Annotated in this window: 27 protein-coding genes; 22 read left to right on the top strand and 5 right to left on the bottom strand. The window is 67.9% G+C overall.

All coding sequences use genetic code 11. The features are described from left to right. The first annotated feature begins 67 nt into the window (after window positions 1-67). From VJT49_RS16065 to VJT49_RS15970, 21 genes are all read left to right on the top strand, one after another. A complete protein-coding gene (locus VJT49_RS16065) occupies window positions 68-1,384 on the top strand; it encodes a glycosyltransferase (RefSeq protein ID WP_324165643.1) in 1,317 nt (438 codons plus the stop codon). Continuing rightward, window positions 1,381-2,640: a cytochrome P450 gene (locus VJT49_RS16060; RefSeq protein WP_324165629.1), complete on the top strand. Its 1,260-nt coding sequence runs from the start codon at window positions 1,381-1,383 to the stop codon at window positions 2,638-2,640. Before VJT49_RS16065 ends, VJT49_RS16060 begins: the two co-directional genes overlap by 4 nt. Continuing rightward, window positions 2,633-3,898: a cytochrome P450 gene (locus VJT49_RS16055; protein ID WP_324165628.1), complete on the top strand. Its 1,266-nt coding sequence runs from the start codon at window positions 2,633-2,635 to the stop codon at window positions 3,896-3,898. The genes VJT49_RS16060 and VJT49_RS16055 overlap by 8 nt, the downstream gene beginning before the upstream one ends. Window positions 3,899-3,997: 99 nt before the next feature. After that, a complete protein-coding gene (locus tag VJT49_RS16050) occupies window positions 3,998-5,218 on the top strand; it encodes a cytochrome P450 (RefSeq protein WP_324165627.1) in 1,221 nt (406 codons plus the stop codon). A gap of 60 nt (window positions 5,219-5,278) precedes the next feature. Further along, window positions 5,279-6,517 carry a cytochrome P450 gene (locus tag VJT49_RS16045; RefSeq protein WP_324165626.1) on the top strand — a complete coding sequence of 413 codons (1,239 nt, stop codon included), beginning with the start codon at window positions 5,279-5,281 and terminating at the stop codon, window positions 6,515-6,517. Then, window positions 6,510-7,646, top strand: a complete 1,137-nt coding sequence (locus VJT49_RS16040; RefSeq protein ID WP_324165625.1) for a hypothetical protein — start codon at window positions 6,510-6,512, stop codon at window positions 7,644-7,646. Before VJT49_RS16045 ends, VJT49_RS16040 begins: the two co-directional genes overlap by 8 nt. A 2-nt stretch (window positions 7,647-7,648) precedes the next feature. Continuing rightward, window positions 7,649-8,848 (top strand): cytochrome P450, encoded by a 1,200-nt coding sequence (locus VJT49_RS16035; RefSeq protein ID WP_324165624.1) that lies wholly within the window; start codon window positions 7,649-7,651, stop codon window positions 8,846-8,848. Window positions 8,849-8,937: 89 nt separating this feature from the next. Then, window positions 8,938-9,768 (top strand): SAM-dependent methyltransferase, encoded by an 831-nt coding sequence (locus tag VJT49_RS16030; RefSeq protein WP_324165623.1) that lies wholly within the window; start codon window positions 8,938-8,940, stop codon window positions 9,766-9,768. A gap of 4 nt (window positions 9,769-9,772) precedes the next feature. Further along, a complete protein-coding gene (locus VJT49_RS16025) occupies window positions 9,773-10,147 on the top strand; it encodes a hypothetical protein (protein WP_324165622.1) in 375 nt (124 codons plus the stop codon). Then, the gene (locus VJT49_RS35280; protein WP_414635977.1) at window positions 10,134-10,421 is read left to right on the top strand and encodes a winged helix-turn-helix domain-containing protein; all 288 of its coding nucleotides are present in this window, start codon (window positions 10,134-10,136) and stop codon (window positions 10,419-10,421) included. Before VJT49_RS16025 ends, VJT49_RS35280 begins: the two co-directional genes overlap by 14 nt. 363 nt (window positions 10,422-10,784) lie before the next feature. Continuing rightward, window positions 10,785-11,480: a response regulator transcription factor gene (locus VJT49_RS16020; RefSeq protein ID WP_324165621.1), complete on the top strand. Its 696-nt coding sequence runs from the start codon at window positions 10,785-10,787 to the stop codon at window positions 11,478-11,480. 96 nt (window positions 11,481-11,576) lie between these two features. Further along, window positions 11,577-12,257, top strand: a complete 681-nt coding sequence (locus VJT49_RS16015) for an antibiotic biosynthesis monooxygenase family protein (RefSeq protein WP_324165620.1) — start codon at window positions 11,577-11,579, stop codon at window positions 12,255-12,257. A 5-nt stretch (window positions 12,258-12,262) separates the two neighbouring features. Further along, window positions 12,263-13,744, top strand: a complete 1,482-nt coding sequence (locus VJT49_RS16010) for an FAD-dependent monooxygenase (RefSeq protein ID WP_324165619.1) — start codon at window positions 12,263-12,265, stop codon at window positions 13,742-13,744. A 32-nt stretch (window positions 13,745-13,776) separates the two neighbouring features. Next, window positions 13,777-14,103 carry a TcmI family type II polyketide cyclase gene (locus tag VJT49_RS16005; RefSeq protein WP_324165618.1) on the top strand — a complete coding sequence of 109 codons (327 nt, stop codon included), beginning with the start codon at window positions 13,777-13,779 and terminating at the stop codon, window positions 14,101-14,103. Continuing rightward, window positions 14,100-15,353: a beta-ketoacyl-[acyl-carrier-protein] synthase family protein gene (locus tag VJT49_RS16000; RefSeq protein ID WP_324165617.1), complete on the top strand. Its 1,254-nt coding sequence runs from the start codon at window positions 14,100-14,102 to the stop codon at window positions 15,351-15,353. The genes VJT49_RS16005 and VJT49_RS16000 overlap by 4 nt, the downstream gene beginning before the upstream one ends. Beyond that, window positions 15,350-16,609 (top strand): ketosynthase chain-length factor, encoded by a 1,260-nt coding sequence (locus tag VJT49_RS15995; RefSeq protein WP_324165616.1) that lies wholly within the window; start codon window positions 15,350-15,352, stop codon window positions 16,607-16,609. Before VJT49_RS16000 ends, VJT49_RS15995 begins: the two co-directional genes overlap by 4 nt. After that, on the top strand, window positions 16,591-16,851 hold the full coding sequence (locus VJT49_RS15990; protein ID WP_324165615.1) for an acyl carrier protein: 261 nt from the start codon (window positions 16,591-16,593) through the stop codon (window positions 16,849-16,851). Before VJT49_RS15995 ends, VJT49_RS15990 begins: the two co-directional genes overlap by 19 nt. A 35-nt stretch (window positions 16,852-16,886) precedes the next feature. Further along, window positions 16,887-17,090 (top strand): hypothetical protein, encoded by a 204-nt coding sequence (locus VJT49_RS15985; RefSeq protein WP_324165614.1) that lies wholly within the window; start codon window positions 16,887-16,889, stop codon window positions 17,088-17,090. Between the two features lie 322 nt (window positions 17,091-17,412). Continuing rightward, on the top strand, window positions 17,413-18,195 hold the full coding sequence (fabG, locus tag VJT49_RS15980; protein ID WP_324165613.1) for a 3-oxoacyl-ACP reductase FabG: 783 nt from the start codon (window positions 17,413-17,415) through the stop codon (window positions 18,193-18,195). Window positions 18,196-18,222: 27 nt separating this feature from the next. Then, window positions 18,223-19,161 carry an aromatase/cyclase gene (locus VJT49_RS15975; protein ID WP_324165612.1) on the top strand — a complete coding sequence of 313 codons (939 nt, stop codon included), beginning with the start codon at window positions 18,223-18,225 and terminating at the stop codon, window positions 19,159-19,161. After that, window positions 19,158-20,558 (top strand): FAD-dependent monooxygenase, encoded by a 1,401-nt coding sequence (locus VJT49_RS15970; protein WP_324165611.1) that lies wholly within the window; start codon window positions 19,158-19,160, stop codon window positions 20,556-20,558. Before VJT49_RS15975 ends, VJT49_RS15970 begins: the two co-directional genes overlap by 4 nt. Window positions 20,559-20,649: 91 nt before the next feature. On the opposite strand, the gene VJT49_RS15965 is transcribed toward VJT49_RS15970, so the two are convergent. Beyond that, the gene (locus VJT49_RS15965; RefSeq protein WP_324165610.1) at window positions 20,650-21,555 is read right to left on the bottom strand and encodes an LLM class flavin-dependent oxidoreductase; all 906 of its coding nucleotides are present in this window, start codon (window positions 21,553-21,555) and stop codon (window positions 20,650-20,652) included. A gap of 18 nt (window positions 21,556-21,573) precedes the next feature. Next, window positions 21,574-21,867, bottom strand: a complete 294-nt coding sequence (locus VJT49_RS15960; RefSeq protein WP_324165609.1) for a sulfurtransferase — start codon at window positions 21,865-21,867, stop codon at window positions 21,574-21,576. Between the two features lie 434 nt (window positions 21,868-22,301). On the opposite strand from VJT49_RS15960, the gene VJT49_RS15955 reads away from it, so the two are divergent. Further along, window positions 22,302-22,652 carry an ankyrin repeat domain-containing protein gene (locus tag VJT49_RS15955; RefSeq protein ID WP_324165608.1) on the top strand — a complete coding sequence of 117 codons (351 nt, stop codon included), beginning with the start codon at window positions 22,302-22,304 and terminating at the stop codon, window positions 22,650-22,652. Between the two features lie 215 nt (window positions 22,653-22,867). On the opposite strand, the gene VJT49_RS15950 is transcribed toward VJT49_RS15955, so the two are convergent. The 3 genes from VJT49_RS15950 to VJT49_RS15945 all read right to left on the bottom strand — a co-directional run bounded on the left by VJT49_RS15950 (window position 22,868) and on the right by VJT49_RS15945 (window position 24,291). Further along, window positions 22,868-23,749, bottom strand: coding sequence for a sigma-70 family RNA polymerase sigma factor (locus VJT49_RS15950; RefSeq protein WP_324165607.1), 882 nt, complete (start codon window positions 23,747-23,749; stop codon window positions 22,868-22,870). Window positions 23,750-23,825: 76 nt separating this feature from the next. Continuing rightward, on the bottom strand, window positions 23,826-24,008 hold the full coding sequence (locus VJT49_RS35275) for a LuxR C-terminal-related transcriptional regulator (RefSeq protein ID WP_414635975.1): 183 nt from the start codon (window positions 24,006-24,008) through the stop codon (window positions 23,826-23,828). 16 nt (window positions 24,009-24,024) lie between these two features. Further along, entirely contained in the window at window positions 24,025-24,291 is a 267-nt protein-coding gene (locus VJT49_RS15945; RefSeq protein ID WP_324165642.1) for a hypothetical protein, read from the bottom strand. Window positions 24,292-24,706 lie beyond the last annotated feature (415 nt).

The raw sequence follows: 24,706 nt of genomic DNA, 5'->3' as shown, positions 1-24,706 counted from the left end.
TGGACGGGCCACCCTGATGCCTCGTGAACAGGCCTGCCGCGGGACAAGGAGGGACACCTTGGCACGTATGCTCATCGCGACCACTCCGGCCGACGGCCACGTCAACCCGATGCTCTCCGTCGTTCGACAGCTCACCGGACGTGGACACGACGTTCACTGGTATACGGGGCAGGCGTACCGGGACGGAGTGGTCGGGGCAGGCGCGGTGCCCGAGTCGATGCGGTCCGGCTACGACTTCGGGGGCCTCAGCAAAGAGGAGGCCTTCCCAGGCCATGCGGGCTTGACCGGGCTCGCCAGCTTCCGGGCCGGCATGGAGGACATCTTTTACCAGACCGCCCCCGGTCAGATGACGGATCTGCTCGCGATCATCGAGAGGTTCCGGCCCGATGTGATCGTCTCCGACGACATGTGCTACGGCGCGTGCTTCGCCCGCGAGCGCATCGGAATCCCGCTGGCCTGGGTGGGCAACTCGGTCTACGTCCTCGGCAGCCGGGACACCGCACCGCTCGGCTACGGACTGGGGCCGTCCTCGTCGCGGGTCGGCCGCTTCCGCAACCGCCTGCTCACGCTGGCCGGGGATCATCTCACACTGCGCACCGTGCGCGAACGCGCCGACGAGGTCCGGGCCGAAGTGGGGTTGTCCCGGCTCGACACGAGCGTTATGGAAAACATCGCTCGGCGGCCAGACCTGTACCTCGTCGGTACCGTCGCGTCGTTCGAATTCCCCAGAACCGACCTTTTCGAGCGGACGCACTTCGTCGGTCCGCTCGACCTGCCGGTGCCGGACACCGCATTCGATCCGCCCTCGTGGTGGAACGAACTCGACGACGGGCGGCCGGTGGTGCTCCTCACCCAGGGCACTGTCACCAACGACGTGCAACGGCTGCTCGTGCCGGCTGTTCGAGCGTTGGCCGACCTTCCGGTACTCGTCGTGGTGACCACCGGGAACTCACCGCTGGACCCCACGACCACATCGTCGCTGCCTCGAAACGTGCGGGTCGAGCCGTTCTTGCCCTACCACCGGTTTCTCCCGCATGTCGACGTCATGGTGACCAACGGTGGGTTCAACGGCGTCAACACGGCGCTCGCACATGGGGTTCCGCTCCTCGTAGCACCGGGTAGCGAGGAGAAAGCCGATGTCGCCGCGCGGGTCAGCTGGGTGGGCGCGGGCATCAGTCTGAGACGAAGGAACCTGACGTCGCAGCGGATCAGAACGGCGGTCGGCATGGTCCTGAACGACCCGCGCTACCGCGATGCCGCGGTGCGGTTGCGTGGTGAGTACCTACGTCATGACGGTCCGAAACAGGCCGCTGAACTCATCGAAGGACTGGTTGGCCCCCGGGGCGTAACCGCGGTGCTTCCGGAAGCTGGAGCCAGGTGGTGAACGTCGACGATTTGTTGGACGCGCCGCACGTTGATGTGCCGACTGTTCCCGCACCGGTGGACTGCATGCCGAGCCTGCTCGCCGTCGGCCAGGTGGCGCCGGTGGTGAAGGTCGACTATTACGGCGGAACGGCATGGGACGTCTGTGACATGGGCCTGGCTCGCATGGCGCTGGCCGACCGGAGGCTGAGCAAGGACGTCGAGCTCACCCCCGACTGGATGCGGGTCCCCGGGGTGATGCTTGGCGCGCAGCCGCGCGCCGAGGTCGCTCGCGCCATGGTGATGAGCGAGGGATCGGAGCACGCCAGGATCAGGTCGGTGCACGCGCGGATCTTCACGCCACGCAATACCGAAAAGTGGGCTGTCCGGCTGACCCAACTGGCAGAGGAGCTGCTGAACGAACTCGCCGCCGAGGCGGCCGGCGGCGGCGAGGTGAACCTGGTCGAGCGCTACACCTACCCGATCCCGCTGAACTTCCTCTGTGAGGTGCTGGGCCTCCCGCCGAAGATGCACGCAATTATGCGCCGGGCCACCGACGACATCATCTATTCGCCGGACCAAGCCACGCGGGCGGGCGGTGTCGGGGCACTGGCCCATGCCGTCGCGGAATGGGCCGATGATCCGAGCCCGCTGAACGAGGGAGTGATCACCGGCCTGCTCGAAGCCATCGACGGCGACGAGGCAATCACGGTGAACGAGGTCGTGGCGTGGACTGTCGGCCTGGTGATGGCCGGCTATGAGTCGACGGCGAGCCTGATTTCCTCGGCGATGTTCGAGGCGTTGAGCAGGCCCGCCGACCGGCGTCCGCGTACCGAGGCGGAGATCGAGGCGTGGATCGAGGAAACCCTCCGCGTGCATCCGCCGTTCCCGCACGCGACCTGGCGGTTCGCTACCGAGGACCTTGATCTTGGCGGTTACCTCATCCCCCAGGGCGCGCCCGTGCAGATCAACGTGGCGGCGGCCAACCGCTACCGGCACGGGGAGCTCGCGGACGATTTCGACCCGGGCGCCTCTCGTGACCACGTCAGTTTCGGGCTCGGTCACCACTACTGTCTCGGCGCGCCGCTGGCCAGGGTCGAGGCCAGGGTCGCCCTGAGTGCGTTTCTGTCCCACTTCCCGACTGCGCGGTTGAGCGAGACCACAGCGGTGGGCTGGGAGTCCGAATGGATGACCCGGCGAATCAAGGTCCTCCCGGTTGTGTTGGCCGAACACCGGCTCGCCCAACCCGGTCACGGAAGGCGCGACCAGCATGGCTGATCCAAGAACGGACGACTTGCTGGACGCGTCGCGGGTCGACATGCCGATTGTTCCGGCACCGGTGGACTGCATGCCGAGCGTGCTCGCCGCCGGCCGGGTGGCACCGGTCGTCAAGGTCGACTACTACGGCGGAACCGTATGGGACGTCTGCGACACGGAGCTCGCGCGCATGGCCCTGGCCGACCGGAGGCTGAGCAAGGACATCGAGCTCGCCCCCGATTGGATGCGGATCCCCGGCGAGTTTTCCGGCTCGCTGCCCAGCCCCGAGGTCGCTCGCATCATGCTGATGAGCGAGGGGGCGGAACACGCCCGGATCAGGCGAGCGCACGCGCGGATCTTCACTCCCCGCAATGCGGCGAAATGGGCCGCCCGCCTGACCCGGCTCGCGGACGAGTTGCTGGACGGGCTCGCCGCCGAGGCGTTCGCGGGCGGCGGCGAGGTAAACCTGGTCGAGCGCTATGTCGATCCGATTCCACTGGGCTTTCTCTGCGAGATGCTCGGCCTCCGGCCGGAGAGGCACGCGGAGATGAAGCATCTCACCGACGACATCATCTATTCGCCGGACCAAGCCGCGCGGGCGGGCGGTGTCGGAGCGCTGGCTCGTGCGGTCGCAGGGTGGGCCAGTGATCCGAGTTCGCTGAACGAGGGAGTGATCACCGGTCTGCTCCACGAGGTCGACGGCGAGGCGGTCGTCACGGTCGACGAGGTCGTGACGTGGACCTTCGGCCTGGTGCTGGCCGGCTACCAGTCGACGGCGAGCTTGCTCTCCTCAGCGATCTTTGAGGCACTGCGCCGGCCGGCCGGCCGGCGTCCTCGCGGCGAGACGCAGATCGAGGCGTGGATCGAGGAAGCCCTCCGGGCGCACCCGCCAGCGACGCATGCGACCTGGCGGTTCGCTGCCGAGAACCTTGATCTTGGCGGCTATTTCATTCCCCAGGGCGCGCCCGTGCAGATCAACATAGCGGCGGCCAACCGCTGCCCGCACGGGGAGCTTGCGGACGATTTCGACCCGGGCGCCTCTCGTGACCACGTCAGTTTCGGGCTCGGTCGCCACTACTGTCTCGGCGCGCCGCTGGCCCGCGTGGAAACCAGGATCGCCCTCGGCGCATTCCTGTCTCGTTTCCCGAACGCGCGGCTGAGTGAGACCACCGCGGTGGGCTGGGAGTCCGACTGGATGAACCGCCGCATCAGCGTCCTGCCGGTTGTGCTGGCCGCCATCACCCAACCCGATCACGAAAGATTGGACGAACGTGACTGAGTCATTGATCGTGAGCTCCCACAGCGTCACCGCGGTGTTCACGGACGCTGGCGGCGAGTAATGAACGTCGACGATTTGTTGGACGCGCCGCGGGTTGACATGCCGACCGTTCCAGGGCCGGTGGACTGCATGCCGAGCGTGCTCGCGGCCGGCCGGGTGGCGCCGGTCGTGAAAATCGATTACTACGGCGGAACCGCATGGGTCCTCTGCGACATGGGTTTGGCGCGCGCGGCGCTGACCGACCGGAGGCTGAGCAAGGACATCGAGCTCGCCCCCGACTGGCTGCGGATTCCCGGCGAGATTCTCGGCTCGCAGCCCAGCGGCAAGGTCGCTCGCGCCATGGTGTTGAGCGAGGGACCGGACCACGCCAGAAGCAGGGCGTTGCACGCGCGGATCTTGACCCCGGAGAAGGTGGAGAGCCAGACCGGCAGCCTGGAGCAGCTCGCGGAGAAGTTGCTGGACGGGCTCGTCGCCGAGGCGGCCGCAGGTGCCGGCGAGGTGAATCTCGTCGAGCACTACACCCATCCGATCCCGATGGGCTCTATCTGTGGGTTACTCGGTCTCCGGCCGGAGTCGCATGCGGAGCTGAAGCGCGTCACTGACGGCATCATCTACTCACCGGACCGAGCCGTGCGGGAACGTGGTGCCGGTGCGCTGGTCAGTGCGGTCACTGCGTGGGTCAATGATCCGAGCTCGTTGAACGAGGGAGTGATCACCGGTCTGCTCGACGCGGTCGACCGCAAGGAGGCCACGGTCGCCGAGGTCGTGACGTGGTCCGTCGGCCTGGTGATGGCCGGCTACGAGTCGACGGCGAGCCTGATTTCCTCGGCGATGTTCGAGGCGCTGCGCAGGCCCGCCGACCAGCGTCCGCGCTCGGAGGTGGAGATCGAGGCGTGGATCGAGGAAACCCTCCGGGTGCACCCGCCGTTTCCGAGCGCGACTTGGCGGTTTGCCACTGAGGACCTCGATCTCGGTGGCTATTTCATCCCGGCGGGTGCGCCTGTGCAGATCAACGTCGCGGCGGTCAACCGCTGCCCGCACGGGGAGCTTGCGGACGAGTTCGACCCGGGCGCCTCTCGCGGCCACATCAGTTTCGGGCTCGGTCGCCACTACTGTCTCGGTCCTCCGTTGGCTCGCCTGGAGGCCGAGATCGCCCTCGGTGCGTTCCTGTCTCGTTTCCCGAACGCCCGGCTCAGCGAGACCGCCGAGGTGGGCTGGGAGTCCGGGTGGATGACCCGCCGCATCAGCGTCCTGCCCGTTGTCCTGACTGGCGTCGCCTCGCCCCGACCCGATCACGGAAGGGACGACCAGTGTGGCTGAGACAGCGATCGTTGGCTACTCCTGCGTCACGACGGTGTTTACCGAAGCTGGAGGCGGGTAATGAACGTCGACGATTTGTTGGACGCGCCGCGGGTTGACATGCCGGTTGTTCCGGGGCCGGTGGACTGCATGCCGAGGGTGCTCGCGGCCGGCCGGGTGGCGCCGGTCGTCAAGGTCGGCTACTACGGCGGAACCGTATGGGATGTCTGCGACATGGAGCTCGCCCGCGCGGCTCTGGCCGACCGGAGGCTGAGCAAGGACATCGAGCTCACCCCCGACTGGATGCGGATCCCCGGCGCGATGCTCGGTGGACAACCCGGTGCCGAAGTCGCTCGCGCCATGATAATGAGCGAGGGATCCGAACACGCCCGGATCAGGCAAGCGCACGCGTGGATCTTCACCCCCCGCAACACCGAGAAGTGGGCCGCCCGGCTGGCCCGGCTGGCCGAGGATCTGCTGGACGAACTCGCCGGTGAAGTTGATCTCGTCGAGCGCTACACCTATCCGCTTCCGCTGGGGTTCTTCTGCGAGATGCTCGGCCTTCCGCCGGAGCTGCACCCGGACCTGAAGCGCGTCACCGACAGCATCACCTACTCGCCGGACCAAGCCGCGCGGGCGGGTGGTGCGGGTGCGCTGGCCGGTGCGGTCGCGGGGTGGATCAGTGATCCCGGTCCATTGCGCGAGGGAGTGATCACCAGCCTGCTCGAAGAAGTCCAGAACGACGTCATCACGGTGGACGAGGCCGTGACGTGGACCGTCAGCCTGGTGATGGCCGGCTACGAGCCGTCGGCGAGTCTGATCGCCGCGACGATGTTCGAGGCACTGCGACAGCCGGCCGACCAGCGTCCGCGAAGCGAGGCGGAGATCGAGGCGTGGATCGAGGAAATCCTCCGGGTGCACCCGTCGGCGATGCACGCGACCTGGCGGTTCGCCACCGAGGACCTCGACCTCGGCGGCTATTTCATCCCCAAGGGCGCCCCCGTGCAGATCAACATAGCGGCTGCCAACCGCTGCCCGCGCGGCGAACTCGCGGACGAGTTCGACCCGGGCGCCTCTCGCGGCCACATCAGTTTCGGGTTAGGTCACCACTACTGCCTCGGTGCGCCGCTGGCTCGGCTGGAGGCCAGGGTCGCCCTCGGTGCCTTCCTGTCCCGCTTCCCGAACGCCAGGCTCAGCGACACCACTGAGGTGCGGTGGGAATCCGAATGGATGACCCGCCGCATCAGGGTCCTCCCCGTTGCGTTGGCCCACACCGGCTCACCCCGAACCGATCACGGAAGGTACGACCAACGTGGATGAGACATTGATCGAGTCCGTGCTCGCCATCGCCGCGCGATCGGAGGAGGCGGCATACCACGCCACGGCCGAACACGACCCCGCCAAGATCGCCGAGGTGGTGCTGACCGAGGTGGCGGAACTGACCCGAATGCTCCCCGGGCCGGACGAACAGGTGCCGGTCCAGTGGGACCTCGGCTTCGGTGCCGAGCGACTCGGTTATGTCATGACGGTGGGCGGCGACGGCGCGACCGTCGAATCGGGTTGGCACGAGGGCGCCGACGTGGTGATCCGCCAGGACCTCACCGAGCTTCTCCGGACGGTCTACGGCGAAGCTGGAGCCCATGACTCCACCAGGGAGATCTTCCTGAACTTCCCGGACGGTCCCCCGGAAGCCGACCCGGCCGGCCGGGACCCGTGGCGGCGAGCGCAGGGCATCGCCGCCGCGCGCTGCGCCACCCGCGCCGCCACGCAGAACCCGGTCGACCTCACCGAACTCGCGCTCCGGACGGGCGCCGACAAGTGGGGCAGACACTGGTACACCTCGTTCTACGAGCGATACGTCGGGAAGTTCCGTGACCGCAACGTCCGGGTGCTCGAGATCAGCCATGACGAGGGTGAGTCGCTGCGCATGTGGACGCGCTACTTCCGCAGGGGACAGTTGATCCGCGTTGATTCCAGGGAAAAGTCGCTGCGCCCACCGATGCGCGCGCGTACGGTGCACGGCGTCCAGGACCACGAGCTCCTTGCCCCGCTCGCGGCGGACCGCGGCCCGTTCGACGTCGTCATCGACGACGGCAGCCGCCTGAACGAGCGCGTCATCTCGTCGTTCACCGCCCTGTTCCCGCACCTGCGGCCCGGTGGCCTTTACGTGATCGAGGCTGTCGGCGTCTCCTACTGGCCCGCTTGGGGCGGTAGCAGCACGGATCTCAACTCACCCGCCACGACGATCGGGTTCGTGAAGACCCTGCTCGATGGCCTGAATCACCAGCACATCGTACGTGACGGCGAGTACGAGCCGACGCTCACGGACCGGACGGTCTCCAGCGTCTGCATGCATCACGACATCACAGTTATCGAAAAGGGGCTCAACACCGAGCGCGCTGCTCCGGTCTGGGTAAGGAACGCCGACTCGGCGCTGTTCGAAGGATGAAAATGGCACAGACCCTTCCACTGCCGGAGTTTCCGTTCGTGCAGTCGAGTGCGCTCGACACTGACGAGCGCGGCATCCAGTTGCTGGCCGACGGCCCCGTCGCGCGGGCGCGGATGCGTGGCGAAGCCCACGAAATCTGGGTCGCGTTGAGCAACGAGGCCGCGCGCCAGGTCGTGACCGACCCCCGGTTCAGCAGCCGGGCGGCGGTGGATCCGGAGGGCCCCAAGATCGGCAACGCAGTCCCTGATCTGCTGATCAGCATGGATGGCGAGCAGCACGCCAGCGTCCGTCGCCTGTTCTCCAAGGCATTTACGCTGCGCATGGTGGAACAGATGCGCCCGTGGATCGAGGGCCTTGTCAGCGATCTACTCGACGAGGTCGAGCGAAAGGGACCGCCGCTCGACCTCGTGGAACACTTCACCGCACCCTTGCCGGTGACGGTGATGTGTCAACTCCTCGGTGTGCCGTACGCCGACCGGGGCCAGTTCATGGTGTGGACCGACCGGATGCTCGGCGACACCGGGTTCACCCGGGAGGAGATCGCCGAAGGCATCGGCAGTCTTCAGCAGTACATGCGGCGACTCGTCGACCGGAAGAGACGGGAACCCGGACAAGACTTCACCACCGAACTCATCGGCGCGTCCGAGGACGGCAGGCGTCTCACCGAGGACCAGTTGGCCAACAACCTCTTCCTCATGCTAGGCGCCGGATACGACACGACGCTCAAGCAACTGTCCAACTCGCTCCTGCTCCTGCTGTCACGCCCGGCAAAGTACCTCGGGCTGGTGAAAAACCCCGACCTGATCCCGAACGCCGTCGAGGAACTGCTGCGCTACCTGCTGTTGTCCCCAACCGGGCTCCCGGTGCGTGTCGCCGTTGAGGACGTCGAACTGGGTGGCCAACCCATCCGCGCCGGCGAAACCGTCGCCGTCCTGTACCACGTCGCCAACCGCGACCCCAGCTTGTTCGAGTGCCCGAACGAGCTGGACCTCACCCGGCGTGACGCCAGCAAGCACCTGTCCTTCGGCGCGGGTCCGCACTTCTGCCTCGGGGCTCCGCTGGCTCGGCTGGAGCTGCGGACGGCGCTACTGCAGTTGACCCAGCGCTTGCCGACACTGCGGTTGGCGGTGCCGCCCTCGGACGTGCCGTGGAAGGAGGGCGGCATACAGCGGGGGCCGCGAACGCTGCCCGTCGAGTGGTGACCTGCTTACCTCGACGGGAGAAGGACCGATGGCATTGAACAATCACCACTTCGACAAATAGCCAGATGCCGCAAGGCGGGAGCGACCCAATGGATGAGGTTTCGTACCGGAACTCAGCGGACCGTACTGATCAGTCGGTCCGACAGGCCGACATTCCCCACCAGGCCCGAATCTACAACTACTTGTTGGGAGGAAATCACCACTTCGCAGGGGATCGCAACGCTGCCGAGGAGGCTTTGGCGGTATTCCCCGACCTCCGGATCGCGGCACGGGAGAACCGTGCTTTCCTGAGGCGTGCCACCCGGTTCGCCGCCCTTGCCGGAGTCCGCCAGTTCCTCGAAATCGGAGCGGGTATACCCACGGCCCCTGCCCTGCACGAAATCGCTCAACAGATAGCACCCGACTCCCGCGTGCTATATGTGGACAATGAACCCATGTTCTTCGTCCAAGTCCGCGATCTTCTCGTCGGCACCGAACAAGGCAAGGTCTCCTGCCTCGAAGCGGACCTCCGGGACCCGGAACGCATCCTGTCCTCCTCCGTGCTGAGAGAGACTCTTGACCTCACTCGACCCGTGGCGCTCTCTCTCCTCGCGGTCTTGCATTTCCTGGAGGACGACGACGATCCGTACGGTATCGTGGAACGACTGCTGACTGCCCTCCCTTCTGGCAGCTACCTGACGATCAGCCATCCTACGGGTGACTTCGAGCCCACCACGGAGGCGCTCGGCGAGAAGTTTCGTAGCCGTGGAATTTCGGCTCGACAGCGCGACCGAACTCAAGTCGCCGGCTTTTTCCGCGGCCTGGAATTCGTCGACCCCGGCCTCGTGCCGATACACACCTGGAGGCCTGACGACCCGATTCTCGCCGATGTGACCGAAGCCGCCGTGTCCATTTATGGCGCGGTGGCCTGTAAGCCCTAGTGCCGTGATTCGTCAATTCATCGGCAGTGCGGCGAGGCTCTCGAGGATCTCGTCGGGTTTTTTCGTCCAGGCGAAAGGCCCGGGAGTCCTTGTTCCATTCGTTGATCCACTTACGGACGTCGCGCTCCAGTTCGAGGACGCTGCGGTGGGCGGAGCGGCGGAGCTTGCGGTTGGTCAGTTCGGCCAACCAGCGCTCGACTATGTTGTCAAGCCTTTCCGACTGCCGGAACTGCTCGCCCGGATCGGTGCCGCGATGCGGCGCATCCAGCCGGATCATCCCGGAGATCACCCGGATCTGGCTGTGCCCACCACGGCGAAGAGTATCGAGCGCGGGTCGTTGGTGATCAAACCTCGCCACCCGCGAGGTGTGGCTGGGTGAGCGGCTGGGTCCGCTCACCCGCAAGGAGTTCGACCTGCTCGTGTTGCCGGCCTCCGATCCGGGGACGGTCCTTTCCCGTGGTCGCATCATGTCCAAGGTCTGGCAGGACGCCTCGCCAGTGCCCAGCCGGACGATCGACACGCATGTCGGCACGTTGCGTGCCAAGCTCGGCTCGCGTTCGTGGATCGTGACCGTACACGGCGTTGGCGTCAGGCTGGGGCATGCCTGGACGGGCCTTTCCTGGAAACGGTGTACAACGAAAACACGCTGTTAATGAAATTGTGACCGAACTCACGAACGTTTTTGCGGCGATTCTCTGCGATATCATGAAATGGACATGCTTGCAGCGGCGAGATGACTCTGCGTCGCCGGAGGTCGGGTACGGTGGTAGCTCGTGTTCCCACGAACGGACCAGTCCGATGAACGGCGAATTACCTGATCGGTCTAATGTTATCACCGGGTGAAACGGTTGTTGGCGACTTGTTCGCTTACGCGAAATTAACCGTTGTCTCATTGAGATCACGGCCTTCTTTCGCGATGCTGGCTAACGCGGTGAGGGCTCGCCGCGCATACGGGGTGGAATTTCCCGGATGTCCCGCCGCGACTTCTGGGGCGATGAATGGTCAAGATCCTGGTTGTGGGAAGCGATCCCGACGAGGCCTGCGCCGTGACCGAACTCTTCCGCCGGCACGGCTTCGAGGTGTGGCGAGTGGATGACGGGCGGGCCGCGGTCACGGCGGCGCACACGGCCGATCTGGTGGTGCTGGACATGGGCCTGCCCGACCTCGACGGGCTCGAGGTGTGCCGGCGGATCCGGATCCGGGGTGCTGTGCCGATCATCGCGACCTCGCGTGAGGGCACCGGCCTTGACCTGGTCACCGGGCTGCGGGCAGGGCTGGACGCCTACCTGATCCATCCGTACGGGCGGCGTGAGTTGGTGGCGCGCGCCGAGGCCATCCTCCGTCGGACCGGTGCCTGCCGGTCCGCCGTCATCACGTGCGGACCCCTGCGGATCAACCCCCCTACCCGCGAGGTCGTCGCGTACGGCCGGCGAGTCGTTCTGACCCTCAAGGAGTTCGAACTGCTGTGGCTACTGGCCGCCGACCCGGACATGGTGTTCCGCAGGCGGCAGATCATGTCGGCCGTGTGGCACGACGAGTGGGGCGGGTCCAGCCGCACCATCGACACGCATGTCAGCAGCCTGCGCCGCAAGCTCGGCGACCCCGCGGCGATCACCACCGTGCGTGGCGTCGGTTTTCGCATCGGCTACTCCAGCACGCGGCCGGAGCGCCCGGTCCGCGCGGAGCGAATTCTTGACATTGTTCTGACATAGAGTTGCCGCAGTTTTGAATCCGGTGGCGTTGACCATGCCGCGCGTCGCCTACGACAATTGAGTCAGTTCCCGTCCTGGGCTCGGCGAGAAGGAATCATGGCGTTCATTTCGGTTGACGACGGTTATCTGACTGTGCTGAACCTGTTCGGCGCGCGGTCGGAGGCGGCGCAGGACCGGCTGCTGGAGGTGATGCGCGGGATCATCGATTCGGCGGACTACGAGGGCTGGATCTCATCCACCCTGCTGGGCGGTGTGGACGAGCGCGGTACCGCGAACCACATCCAGTGGCGCAGCGTGGCAGATCTCGAGGCCCGTTACGCGGGCGAGAAGTTCCGGCACGAGACGATCCCGCTGTTTCACGAACTGTCCACTTCGATCCGGCTGCTCAAGACAGAAGTGGTGTTCACCCAGCAGGCGCCGGCGCAGCCGTCGCCGGTGGAGATCACGCCGAAGCGGGACGACTACACGATCATCGTCGTGATGGGCGTCGAACCCGGCAACCAGAAGGAGTTCGTCGAGTTGTTCGCGCAGGTCGACGAGTGGGTGAAGACCGTGCCCGGGTACCGGTCCAACAGCATGCTGCGCGGCATTGACGGCACCTTCGTGGTGAGCTACGCGCAATGGGACAGCAAGGAGCTCTACGACAAGTTCCACCTGCTGCCCGAGGAGGAGCGTCCGGCCGAGGTGCGGAAGATGCTAGCCCAGGCCCGGTCGCTGCTGACCTCACGTGATGCCAACACCTATCGTGTGGTGCACACCCGGTCGGCAGTGGGTTGATCGGCGTGGGTGGCTCGGTGATCGTGGTCGGCGCGGGTCCGGTGGGGCTGATGTTGGCCGGCGAGCTACGGCTCGGCGGGGTGGACGTCACAGTGCTGGAACGGCTGGAGGCCCCCAGCGGACAGTCGCGAGGGCTCGGGTTCACCGCCCGGGCGACCGAGGTGTTCGACCAGCGTGGGCTGCTGGCCAGGTTCGGTGAAATCGAAACCAGCAGGCGGGGTCATTTCGGCGGAATACCCATGGATTTCGGGGTGCTGGAGGGCTCGCATTTCGGTACCCGCGGCATCCCACAGGACCGTACGGAACGGATTCTCGAGGCGTGGGCGCTCGAACTTGGCGCGACCATCCTTCGCGGACACGAGCTGGTGGATCTGCGCGACGAGGGTGACCGCGTCGTCGCGGTGGCCGAGGGCCCCGGCGGCCGTCGCACGTTTTCCGCGGCCTACCTGGTGGGCTGCGACGGTGGCCGGAGCACGGTGCGCACACTGGCTGGTTGTTCCTTTCCCGGCACTGAGGCCACGCGGGAAATGTATCTGGCCGACGTCGTCGGGCGGAACATCCGGCCGAGGTTCATCGGTGAGCGGGTGCCGGCAGGGATGGTGATGTCGGCCCCGCTGGGCGACGGGATCGACCGGATCATCGTGTGCGAGCGGGGCACACCATCCCGTCGTGACCGGGCGGAGCCGGCGTTCGACGTGGTGGCCGACGCGTGGCAGCGGCTCACCGGCGAAAGCCTGCACGGAGCCGAGGCCAGGTGGGTGAGCGTGTTCACCGACGCGACCCGGCAGGTCACCGAGTACCGGCGCGGGCGCGTGCTGCTCGCCGGGGATGCCGCGCACGTCCATCTGCCGGCGGGTGGTCAGGGGCTCAGCCTCGGCGTGCAGGATGCGGCGAACCTGGGCTGGAAGCTCGCGGCCACCGTCCGCGGCGGCGCGCCGGAGGGGCTGCTGGACACCTATCACCGTGAACGGCATCCGGTGGGCGCCCGCGTCCTGCGCAACACGCGGGCGCAGGGCTTTCTCTACCTCAGCGGCGAGGAGGTCGAACCGCTGCGATCGGTCATGGCCGAACTCGTGGCGATACCCGAGGTAGGCCGCCGGCTGTCCGGAATGGTCAGTGGCCTCGACATCCGGTACGAGGCGGGCGAGCATCCGCTGACCGGCCGCCGGATGCCCCATCTTCCACTGCACACCAGGGATGGTCAAACCAGCGTCGCCCGCACGCTGGAGCCGGCCCGTGGCGTGCTCATCGACTTCACCTCGGGCGATCTGGCCGGGGAAGCGGCCGGGCGGGCCGTCGACGTGGTCGTCGCCGAGCCGGTTCCCGCGCTGCCGGCCGGCACGGACGGCGTGCTGCTCCGCCCTGACGGCTACGTGGCCTGGGCCGGGACGGATCGGGCCGGTCTGGCCGCCGCACTGCGCCGGTGGTTCGGCGTCCCATCTTCGGCCTCGTTCGCCGTGGCCGGAGCAACCGACCGAGAAGGGTAACCATGCACAGCACTCCGCATGCGCAGCACTCTATGCACAGCACTCTGATCGTGGCGCGGATGGACCCCGGGTCCGCGGACGGGGTGGCCAAGCTGTTCGCCGAATTCGACAAGGGCGAGCTGCCGCATCTGATGGGTACCCGGCGGCGGGAGTTGTTCCACTACCGTGGCCTGTACTTCCACCTGCAGGACTTCGACGACGACCAGGGTGGCACGGCGATCCAGGAAGCTCGCGAGCATCCCGAGTTCGTGCGGATCAGCGACGACCTGAAGGCCTACATCGAGGCTTACGACCCGGAGACGTGGCGGTCGCCGAAGGACGCGATGGCGACGCGGTTCTACCACTGGAGCGCGCGGTGAACCGGGTGGCCATCACCGGGGTCGGCGTGGTCGCGCCGGGCGGCATCGGGACGAAGGAGTTCTGGAGCCTGCTCAGCGAAGGCCGTACCGCCACCAGGACTGTCAGCTTCTTCGACCCCTCGCCGTTCCGTTCCCAGGTGGCCGCCGAGATCGACTTCGACCCGGTGCACGCTGGCCTCACCGCGCAGGAGATCCGGCGGATGGACCGCGCAACGCAACTCGCCGTCGTCGCGACGCGCGAGGCGGTGGCCGACAGCGAACTGGGCGTCGACGACCTCGATCCGTCGTGCCTCGGCGTGACCATCGGGACCGCGGTGGGGGCGACCATGGGTCTCGAGCAGGAGTACCGGGCGGTCAGCGACGACGGGCGGTTGTTCCACGTCGATCACACCTACGCCGGGCCGCACCTCTACGGCTACCTGGTGCCGAGTTCGTTCGCTTCGGAGGTGGCGTGGCAGGCCGGTGCGGAAGGGCCGGTCGCGGTGATCTCCACCGGCTGCACGTCCGGTTTGGACGCGGTCGGACACGCCTGCGAGCTGATCAGGGAAGGGTCCGTCGACGTGATGATCGCCGGCGCCACCGACGCCCCGATCTCCCCGATCACACTGGCCTCCTTCGACGCGATCAAGGCCACCACCAACCGCAACGACGACCCGGCGCACGCCTCCCGCCCGTTCGACGGCACTCGCAACGGATTCGTGCTCGGTGAGGGCTCGGCGGTGTTCGTACTCGAGAGACTGGAGCGGGCTCGCGAGCGTGGCGCCCGTGTCTACGCGGAGATCGCCGGTTTCGCGTCCCGCTGCAACGCGTTCCACATGACTGGGCTGCGTCCCGATGGCGTGGAGATGGCCGAGGCCATCACCGTCGCCCTCGACGAGGCGCGGAGCAATCCGGAGGACGTCGACTACGTCAACGCGCACGGCTCGGGCACCAAGCAGAACGATCGGCACGAGACCGCGGCGTTCAAGCGCAGTCTCGGCGAGCACGCTTACCGCACCCCGGTCAGCTCGATCAAGTCGATGATCGGGCATTCGCTGGGGGCGATCGGCTCGCTGGAGATCGCCGCCTCGGTGCTGGCCATCCAGCACGACGTGGTCCCGCCGACGGCGAACCTGCACACCCCGGACCCGCAGTGCGATCTGGACTACGTGCCGCTCGTGGCCCGGGAGTGGCCCACCGGCACGGTGCTCACGGTGGGCAGCGGCTTCGGTGGTTTCCAGAGCGCGATGGTCCTGCGTGGTGAGCGATGACGGCTGTCGTCACCGGGATCGGGGTGGTCGCGCCGAATGGCCTGGGCACCGACGACTATTGGAAGGCCACGTGCGCGGGTGTCGACGGGATAGGCCCGGTCCGCCGGTTCGACGCCAGTACCTATCCGGCGCGCCTCGCGGGTGAGGTACCGGGGTTCGAGGCGAGCGAGCACCTGCCGAGCCGCTTGCTGCCGCAGACCGACCACATGACCAGGCTGGCCCTGGTCGCCGCCGACTGGGCGCTGGCCGACGCCGGGGTCGACCGTGATCCGGAAGCCGCGTTCGAGCGGGGTGTCATCACCGCCAGCTCGGTGGGTGGCTTCGAGTTCGTTCAGCGCGAGTTGCAGGCGTTGTGGACCAAGGGAAGCGAGTATGTCAGCGCTTACCAGTCGTTCGCCTGGTTCTACGCCGTCAACACCGGGCAGATCTCCATCCGCAACGGCTTGAAGGGCCCGAGCGGGGTGGTCGTGTCCGAGCAGGCCGGCGGTCTCGACGCGGTGGCGCAGGCGCGGCGGTTGCTGCGGAAGGGGAGCAAGCTCCTCGTCTCCGGCGGGGTGGACGGTTCGATCTGCCCGTGGGGGTGGGTCGCGCAGCTCTCCGGTGGCCGCGTCAGCACCAGCGATGATCCGGAGACCGCTTACCTGCCGTTCGACGAGCGGGCGGCGGGACATGTCCCGGCCGAAGGCGGGGCCATCCTGGTCGTCGAAGACGGTGAAGCCGCGCGGGAACGCGGCGTGGCCAAGGTGTACGGCGAAATCGCCGGGTACGCCGCGACCTTCGACCCGAAACCCGGGATCGGGCGGCCGCCGACGCTGGTCAGGGCCATCCGCGCGGCGCTGGCGGACGCCGGCACCGAACCGGGCGAGGTCGACGTCGTGTTCGCCGACGCGGCCGCCGTGCCCGAGCTCGACCGGGTGGAGGCCGAGGCGATCACCGAGGTGTTCGGCGCGCACGGCGTGCCCGTGACCGCGCCCAAGACCATGACCGGCCGCCTTTACGCGGGCGGCGGCCCGGTCGACGTGGCGGCCGCGCTGCTGTCCATCCGCGACAAGGTAATCCCGCCGACGACGCGCTCCCGGCCCGTGCCGGGCTACCACCTCGATCTCGTCACCGGGCAGGCGCGCGGCGTGGCGGTGCGCACGGCCCTGGTTCTCGCGCGCGGGCACGGCGGATTCAACTCCGCGCTTGTGGTCGGCGCCCCGCGGAACGACACCACCGGAAGGAGTTGGGAGAAACAATGTCGGACGCGCAGCTGACCCTCGACGATCTCAGGCGCGTCCTGCTGGAGGGCTCCGGGACCGACGAGGATGTCGATCTCGGTGGCGACATTCTGGACACCACGTTCGAGGAGCTCGGCTACGACTCGCTCGCCCTGCTCGAAACAGCCGCCCGCATCAGCCGGGAGTACCGGATCGAACTCGACGACGATGCCGCGACGGCCGAGATGACACCCCGGGAGCTGCTCGATCTGCTGAACGCCGCGGCGCCCCGTCCGTGAAGCCAGCTGTCCAGCGCTGGGAGGAGATCACTACGATGACCAAAGCGCTTGGCCGGAAAATCGCCGCCGACACCGATTGGCTCGTCTGTGCGTCGTGCCGCGGCAAGCGACTGGCCCGCAACCTCAAGGCGTGCCCGGAATGCGGGCATCACCACCGGCTGACCGCCGGTGAGCGGATCGCTGTGCGGCGATTCTGTGGAACGACCCGGGACAGGCGCCGGTGGCCGCCGACGCGCTGAAGCTGGACGCGCGCAACCCGCGGGCGCGGGCCGGGGAGATCGTCGTCGCGATCGAGTGGGCCGAGCAAGGCTCGCGGGACCTCGCGGAACCGCACGCGGTGGGCGCACCGGAAGCGGGCGACGGGGCATTCCTCACCGCGCCGACCGTCGGGGTGTTCTACCGCGCGCCCGTGCCGGGCGCTCGCCAGGTTCCGAATCGGTGGTCCCGGCGTGCACACCACCAGGGACTTCCTCCGTCGGGTGGTCACCGACAAGCGCTTCGCCAACGGCACCCACGCCACCACTCTCGTCGAACAACTCTTCCACCCACGTTAGGAGAACCATGACCAGCACCGGCAGGACCGCGATCGTCACCGGCGCGACCAGCGGGATCGGGCTCGCGATCACCGATGTGCTCGCCGGCCAGGGGCACCGGGTGTTCATCTGCGCCCGTGACGCGGACAATGTCACGCTGACCGTCAAGCAACTGCGCGAAAAGGGCTACGAGGTCGACGGCACGGCATGCGACGTGCGCTCGCCCGCCGAAGTTCGCGCGTTCGTCACCGCGGCCGTCGAGCGCTACGGCACCATCGACATCCTGGTCAACAACGCGGGCCGCAGCGGTGGCGGGGTGACTGCCGACATCGTCGACGAGCTGTGGTTCGACGTGATCAACACGAACCTCAACAGCGTGTTCCTGGTGACCCGCGACGTGCTGTCGGTCGGCGGGCTGCGGGACAAGGGCTGGGGCCGGATCATCAACATCGCCTCCACGGCCGGTAAGCAGGGCGTCGTGCTGGGCGCGCCGTACTCCGCGTCCAAGCACGGTGTCGTCGGCTTCACCAAGGCGCTGGGCAACGAACTGGCCAAGACCGGCATCACGGTCAACGCCGTGTGCCCGGGATACGTGGAAACCCCGATGGCGCAGCGCGTGCGGCAAGGCTACGCGCAGGCCTGGCAGACCTCCGAGGAGGACATCCTCGAACGGTTCCAGGCCAAGATCCCGCTGGGCCGTTACTCGACTCCCGAGGAGGTCGCCGGCCTGGTCGGCTACCTCGTCTCCGATGCCGCCGGTTCGGTGGCCGCGCAGGCGATCAACGTCTGCGGCGGCCTCGGCAACTTCTGATCCGTCCCGATCCCCCAGGAGGAAGTCATGCCCGACACCCGTGCCGTCGAGCACGAGATCACCGTCGCCGCCCCGGCGGACAGAATTTACCGGCTTGTCGCCGACGTCGAGAACTGGCCGCATGTCTTCGGCCCGACCGTCCATGTCGAATACGTCGAACGGGACGAGCGCTCGGAGCGGATCCGGTTGTGGGCCACCGCGAACGGCACCGCCAAGACGTGGACCTCTCGCCGCGAGCTGGATCCCGACGGGTTGCGCGTCGACTTCCGGCAGGAGGTGTCCCAGCCGCCGGTCGGCGGAATGGGCGGGGCGTGGGTGATCGAGCCGCTTTCGGCGGGCGAGTCCCGGGTCCGGCTGCTGCACGACTACCACGCCGCCACCGGTGACCCGGCCGATCTGGCGTGGATCGAGCAGGCGGTCGACCGCAACAGCCGGGCCGAGCTGGGGGCGCTGAAGGAGCACGCCGAAGGAGATGCCGCGACACCGGACCTGCTGTTCAGCTTCGACGACGCGGTCGACATCGACGGCAAAGCGCAGGACGTGTACGACTTCATCAACGAGGCGCAGCTGTGGCAGGAGCGGCTGCCGCACGTCGCCCGGGTTTCGCTGGAGGAGGAGACGCCCGGCCTGCAAATACTCGAAATGGACACCCGCACCAAGGACGGCTCCACCCACACCACGAAATCGGTGCGGGTCTGCCAACCGTACGAGAAGATCGTCTACAAGCAGATCCAGGTGCCGGCCCTGATGACACTCCACACCGGACACTGGTCGTTCACCGAACGGCCCGGTGGTGGCGTGCGGGCGACCTCGCGGCACACCGTCCGCATCAACGAGGCGAACATCGGCAAGGTGCTCGGTTCGGACGCGGGACTTGACGACGCCCGGACTTACGTGCGGAACGCGTTGAGCACCAACAGCCTTGCCACGCTCGGGCATGCCAAAAGCTACGCCGAGGGCCGGTGAGCGCGCCCAGGCAGGTGGTCAGCCAGGTCGTCGTGGTCGGTGCCGGCCCGGTGGGACTCTTGCTGGCCGGCGACCTCCGCCGGGACGGAACCGATGTGCTCGTGGTGGAACGCCTGGACGAGCCGATGACGGAGTCACGCGCCGCCCAGCTGACCACCCGGACGGCCGAACTGCTACATGAGCGGGGTCTGGCCGGCTTCCTGGCCGAGGCTGAACCCGAACCGAAGTCCCATTTCGGAGGACTCGACTTCGATGTGTCCCGTGTGGACAGTCCGTATGCCGGGAACCGCAAGGTTCCCCAGTATCGTACCGAAGCGGCCCTGACCCGCCGCGCCACCGTCCTGGGCGTGGAGCTGCTCCGGTCGCACGAGCTAACCGGACTGCACCAGACCGGCGACCATGTCACGTGCGAACTGCACGGTCCAGCGGGGAAAGTCGAGATTCGGGCTCAGTTCGTTGTCGGCTGCGACGGAGAGGACAGCACCGTGCGACGGCTGGGCGGCTTCGAGTTCCCGGTGGTCCCGGCCAGCCGCCAGCTGCTGAGGGCCGACGTGACCGGCCTGGACGTGCCTGATCGGCGCTTCGAGCGGTTCGAGCATGGGCTGGCGGTGGCCGCGACCCGCGGCGGAGTGACCCGGGTGATGGTCCACGAGGCCGGCCGCCAACCGCTCCCCGGGGTACCCTCGTTCGGCGACGTCGTGCGCAGCTGGGCGAAGGTGACCGGCGAGGACATCTCGCACGGCGGCGCGACCTGGGTGGACGCCTTCGACAACACCCGTGGCCAGGTCACTCGTTATCGCAACGGGAGGGTACTGCTGGCCGGTGACGCGGCGCACCGGCACCTGCCGATCGGCGGTCAGGCGATCAACGTCGGACTGCAGGACGCGGTCAACCTGGGGTGGAAACTCGCCGCGACGGTGGCCGGCTGGGCCCCACCTGACTTGCTCGACACCTATCACGACGAACGGCATCCGGTCGGCGCCCGGACGTTGGAAACCGTGGCGGCGCAGGAGCTTCTGCTGCTCGGCGGCCCCGAAGCCGAGGCGTTGCGCGCCGTGCTCGCCGAACTGCTCACCGAGCCCGCGGTGCAGGAGTACCTGGCCGGCCTGGTCAGTGGACTGGACATCCGGTACGCCATCAGCCGCCATCCCAGGGTGGGCACGCGGCTGCACACCGAACTGCTGACCGAAGGCAAACCGGTCCTCTTCGCGCCCGTGGCCGAGGCCGAGCCCTGGGCGTCCCGGGTGCGCTGGGCCCCGGGCCCGGACCGGGTCCTGGTGCGCCCGGACGGGTACATCGCCTGGGCCGACGGCGATGACGTGGAGTTGGGCGCCGCCCTGCGGCGGTGGTTCGGCGAACCCCCCGATGTGTCCTCGACACCGGATGAGGAGTTGTGACGAGTATGCCTGGTGAGATCCCGCCGTCCGCGCGCATCCTGCAACTGGCCACGGCGAGCTGGATGTCGTGACCACCTGAGCAAACCGGTTGTCAGGCGCCCGGCAGCAGCCCGCGCTCGGTCACCTCGGCCCGCACCCGCGGGAGCACTTCCCGGGCGAGCAATTCCTGTTCGGCGACCGTGGCCGGTCCCAGCAGCAGGAACGTGAACCCGGCGTTGACGACCTCGACGAGTTGCCGGACGATCTCCGGGACGCTCCCGGTGACCAGTCCGGGCCGCGACGTCCGGGTGGCGTCGACACGAGTGGTGAGGTTGCACGCGCACGTGATCGAATCGGGGTTTCGCCCCGCGGCCTCGGCGGCGGCGCGCACCACCTTGCGCATCTCGATCGCCTGGGCCAGGTCGATCCGGCCGAACGAGGGGAGCCAGCCGTCGGCGACCTGGCCCGTCAGCTCCAGCGCCTTCGGCCCGTAGGTGCCGAGCCAGATCGGGATCGGATGTTCCGGCAGCGGGTCGATGCGGGCTTCGGTCACCGAGAACTCGTTGCCCCGCAACGATGCCGGGGGCCGCGACCACAGTCCACGAAGGATCGTGACCGCTTCGCGCTGGGCGGTGATCTTCGCGCCGGGTGTGCGCACCTTCAGCCCGAAGGCGCTGAACTCCTGGTCGTAGCCGCCCGCGCCCAGGCCCAGCACGAGCCTGCCGCCGGAGACCCGGTCGAGGCTTTCGGCCATCTTCGCCAGCACCGGTGGCTCCCGGTAGGGCAGGCCCAGCACGTTCGTGCCCAGCTCGATGCCGCGGGTCTGCCCGGCGAGCCAGCTCAGCACGGTCCACGGTTCGACCGTGGGCCGCCCGCTGTGCAGATGGTCGCTCAACGTGAACAGGTCGAACCCGAGCTCGTCGGCGCTCTGCGCGAGGTCGAGCAGGCGGGGCGGGTCCGTTTCACGCACCACGCCGCCCGCGCCGAAGCCGAGTCGCTGACCCCGGATCGTGCTCATGCTGTTTCCTCCGCGGATTCAGGTGCGCCCGTGGCGACGGGCCGTGCGGGGGTCGGCCGACCAGGCCGACCAGGAGCCGGGATAACGCGACGCCGACGTGACGCCGATCAGTTCGAGCGCCAGCAGATCGTGGCAGGCGGTCACCCCGCTGCCGCGGTGGACGATCACGCCCGAGCCTTCGGCGACCCCGCGCTCGGTATAGTGGTCGCGCAACCGATCCCGGGCGAAGGTGTCGTCGTCGCCCAAATTGTCGGCCGATGGCGCGTTGAGCGCACCCGGAATGTGCCCCGACGCTGTGTCGGTGGGCAGCACGCTCTTCCGGCGGAGCGGATGCGCGGATCGGGCACCGGGTAGAGCAGGTCGGTCACGAGGTTCACCAGGACGAGGACGACCGAGCTCAGCACGACCACTCCCGGCACCACCGGCAGGTCCTGGTGTGTCTGGGTACTGACCAAAGTGCCCGAGTGTGTACGGGCGAACGTGCTCAGGTGTTGGGCCTGGTCGGGTCAGCGTGGAGCTGTTCGAGGTCGCGGTGGGTTGACGGACGAATCGTCAGGGGAGGTGTCGAGGTGATCGTGGTCGGCGGTCAGCCAGTCGTTCAGGAAGCGCAGTGGTTGGGGGTGTTCGCCGGGCCGGGCGGTTCTCGTCGGGCAGCAGTCGTTCGAGCACCTCGCCCTGTCACATCGGCTCGTTGTCTGGGCTCATGGGTACGAGTGCAACTACGCGAGGAGGACACAATGCAGTTCGTGGAAGCCGCCGAGGCTGCCGACGAGGCGACGATGCGGTCGATGCTGGCCGCCGATCCCGGGCTGCGCGATCGGCACGCAAACCTGGTTGCGCGGATGGCCGAGGCGCGCAACTGGTCAACGGTCCGGCTGCTGATCGATCTTGGCTTCGGCGTCAACGGCGTCACCACCGCCGGCGCCACCGCCTTGCACTATGCGGCGGCAGCGGGCGAGCTGTCGATCGCGCACCTGCTGGTCGAGCACGGTGCCGACCACACCGCCCGCGAACCCGAGTTCAACGCACGGCCGGCGGGTTGGGCGCAGTACCTCAAGAAGCCGGAAACCCAGAAATATCTCGAATCCCTGGCCTGATGCCGCGCCGCCCGGTCACGCAGCATCAGGCCTTGAGCTCGTCGGAACAGGGCTCGCCATCCCGCTCGGCACCGACCGTCGTTGACCTCATCCGAGCGCCGCGCCGAGACGGAGATGCCAAAGACGCCGTCCACCGATCCGCTGGATCATCGACAGTGTCATGGCGGGCCGCACGGTCGTTGTGGACAGTGAATGCCGGGCCTGCACCATGCTGTTCATTCCGCCCGGTTGAGGACGGCGGACGCGAGGCGGTGGACGCGGTCGGGGTCACGGATAACGTCGATCCTGACGATCTTGTCGCCCGTGACGGTGAAGGCCATGACGGAGAATGGCCGACCGTCGCGAGTGATCAACGCTCCGATCGCGCCGTTGACCAGGGCGGGGCGCAGTTCGCCACCGCGTGGGGCGCGGGCCTGCTTGGCCACGGCAGGCGCGCCGCGGACGACGGTGGGCGGCCGGGTGGCGCCGAAGTCGGTGCGCAGGACGACGTCGGGGTCGAGGACGTGGACGAGGGCGTCGAAGTCGCCGGTCCACGCAGCCGCGAAGAAGGCGCGGACGACCCGCCGCTGGCGCGCTGGATCCGGGTCCGGTGATGGGATTTCGGCGCCGTTCACCCGGCGCCGTGCCCGGCTGGCGAGTTGCCGTGCGGCGGCCGGGGTACGGCCCACGATACCGGCGATCTCCTCGAAGGGCAGCTCGAACATGTCGTGCAGCACGAACGCCAACCGCTCGGCCGGAGCGAGCTGGTCGAGCACGACGAGCAGAGCCAAGCCTACCGAATCGGCCAGCAACGCCTCCTGCTCGGGGTCGAGGTCCCCGTCCGGGATGGCGACCAGATCGGGCAGGTGCCTGGCGAACGGATCCTCCCGGCGGCGTCGGCGGGAGCGCAGCATATGCAGGCACTCCCGGGCGACGACGGTGGTCAACCATCCGCCGAGGTTGTCGATCTGTTCCGCGTCGGACCGGCTCAGCCGCAGCCAGGCATCCTGAACAGCGTCATCCGCGTCGGCCAACGAGCCGAGCATTCGATAGGCCACCGCCCGCAGCCGGGGCCGGTGCTGCTCGAAGCGCTCGGCCAGCCACTCGTGATCGTCCATCGGTCACACCATCCCATCGCCAGGGCCCACCGGGGTGAACCCCCAGACACGGCGAATGTGACACGCCTGGCCCGGCTCACCGTGTACCCGGGCGTCCGCCTGGACGCGGTTGCTCAGGCCGAGCCGAAGTCAGGAGAGCGCCGACCTGGGGCTTGACGGCGCCCCCTGAAACGAACAGCGCGCCGGAGATGTCCTGGTTGGACAGTCCCTCGTCGGCGAACGTCAGGACCTCCCGCGCGCGTGGGGCCAGCGACTCCACCTGCTCCGCTCCTGAATCACCGTGGCCCTTGCGTCAAGAACTGGGCACATTCACCCGTACACGGCTGAGCACCTTCACGCGTACGCCGACATGAATGCTCACCGCGAAGTAGACGTCCCGGCCCAGCCCGGGCCGAGAAAACGGTCTCCACCACGACCGAGCCACCGAGGACAGAGCCGACCAGCAGGCCCACCACCGTCACCGCGGGCATGGCGGCGTTGCGCGGACCGTGCCCGAGCAGGACACGGAGTTTCCCGGCGCCGGTGGCGCGAACCGTCTCCACGTAGGGCTTCTGCGAGGTGGTGTGCGGGCTCTTGCCGAGCACCTGCTGGCCGCGCCCTTGGTGGTCGCCAGCGATGACGGCCGGGCGTAGTCGGGTCGTTTCTTCACCACGACTTCCTGGTTGGCGGTGTAGTGGTCGAGCACATACGGGCCGGATCCGGCGAACTGGCCACGGCAGCGGTCGGGCAGTGGCGTGTTCGCGGTGGCCTCGAACAGGATGCCCAGGCCCGCGCCCGAGGTGGCCTGCAGGAACTACGCGCGCCGCCGTTTCACCACGGCGCCAGCATGGGCGGGACTACATGATCGCCGTCGATCCCACCCACCAGCGCAACGGTCGGCTCCCCGCTGACCTCAGTCGCGCTCCAGTGGTTCAGCGACAACGGCATGGCGCTGCAATGGTTGGCGGTATCAACTCA

The sequence above is a fragment of the Amycolatopsis sp. genome (assembly GCF_035276945.1).
Taxonomy (GTDB): Bacteria; Actinomycetota; Actinomycetes; order Mycobacteriales; family Pseudonocardiaceae; genus Amycolatopsis_E.
Note: the sequence above shows the minus strand (reverse complement) of the source record. Positions and strands in the feature narration are given on the sequence as shown.

Coding starts and splice junctions, on each gene's coding strand:
- VJT49_RS16065 (WP_324165643.1), top strand. CDS start 68: ATGCTCATCGCGACCACTCCGGCCGACGGCCACGTCAACCCGATGCTC.
- VJT49_RS16055 (WP_324165628.1), top strand. CDS start 2,633: ATGGCTGATCCAAGAACGGACGACTTGCTGGACGCGTCGCGGGTCGAC.
- VJT49_RS16050 (WP_324165627.1), top strand. CDS start 3,998: ATGCCGACCGTTCCAGGGCCGGTGGACTGCATGCCGAGCGTGCTCGCG.
- VJT49_RS16045 (WP_324165626.1), top strand. CDS start 5,279: ATGAACGTCGACGATTTGTTGGACGCGCCGCGGGTTGACATGCCGGTT.
- VJT49_RS16035 (WP_324165624.1), top strand. CDS start 7,649: ATGGCACAGACCCTTCCACTGCCGGAGTTTCCGTTCGTGCAGTCGAGT.
- VJT49_RS16030 (WP_324165623.1), top strand. CDS start 8,938: ATGGATGAGGTTTCGTACCGGAACTCAGCGGACCGTACTGATCAGTCG.
- VJT49_RS16015 (WP_324165620.1), top strand. CDS start 11,577: ATGGCGTTCATTTCGGTTGACGACGGTTATCTGACTGTGCTGAACCTG.
- VJT49_RS16005 (WP_324165618.1), top strand. CDS start 13,777: ATGCACAGCACTCTGATCGTGGCGCGGATGGACCCCGGGTCCGCGGAC.
- VJT49_RS15995 (WP_324165616.1), top strand. CDS start 15,350: ATGACGGCTGTCGTCACCGGGATCGGGGTGGTCGCGCCGAATGGCCTG.
- VJT49_RS15990 (WP_324165615.1), top strand. CDS start 16,591: ATGTCGGACGCGCAGCTGACCCTCGACGATCTCAGGCGCGTCCTGCTG.
- VJT49_RS15985 (WP_324165614.1), top strand. CDS start 16,887: ATGACCAAAGCGCTTGGCCGGAAAATCGCCGCCGACACCGATTGGCTC.
- fabG (WP_324165613.1), top strand. CDS start 17,413: ATGACCAGCACCGGCAGGACCGCGATCGTCACCGGCGCGACCAGCGGG.
- VJT49_RS15975 (WP_324165612.1), top strand. CDS start 18,223: ATGCCCGACACCCGTGCCGTCGAGCACGAGATCACCGTCGCCGCCCCG.
- VJT49_RS15965 (WP_324165610.1), bottom strand. CDS start 21,555: ATGAGCACGATCCGGGGTCAGCGACTCGGCTTCGGCGCGGGCGGCGTG.
- VJT49_RS15950 (WP_324165607.1), bottom strand. CDS start 23,749: ATGGACGATCACGAGTGGCTGGCCGAGCGCTTCGAGCAGCACCGGCCC.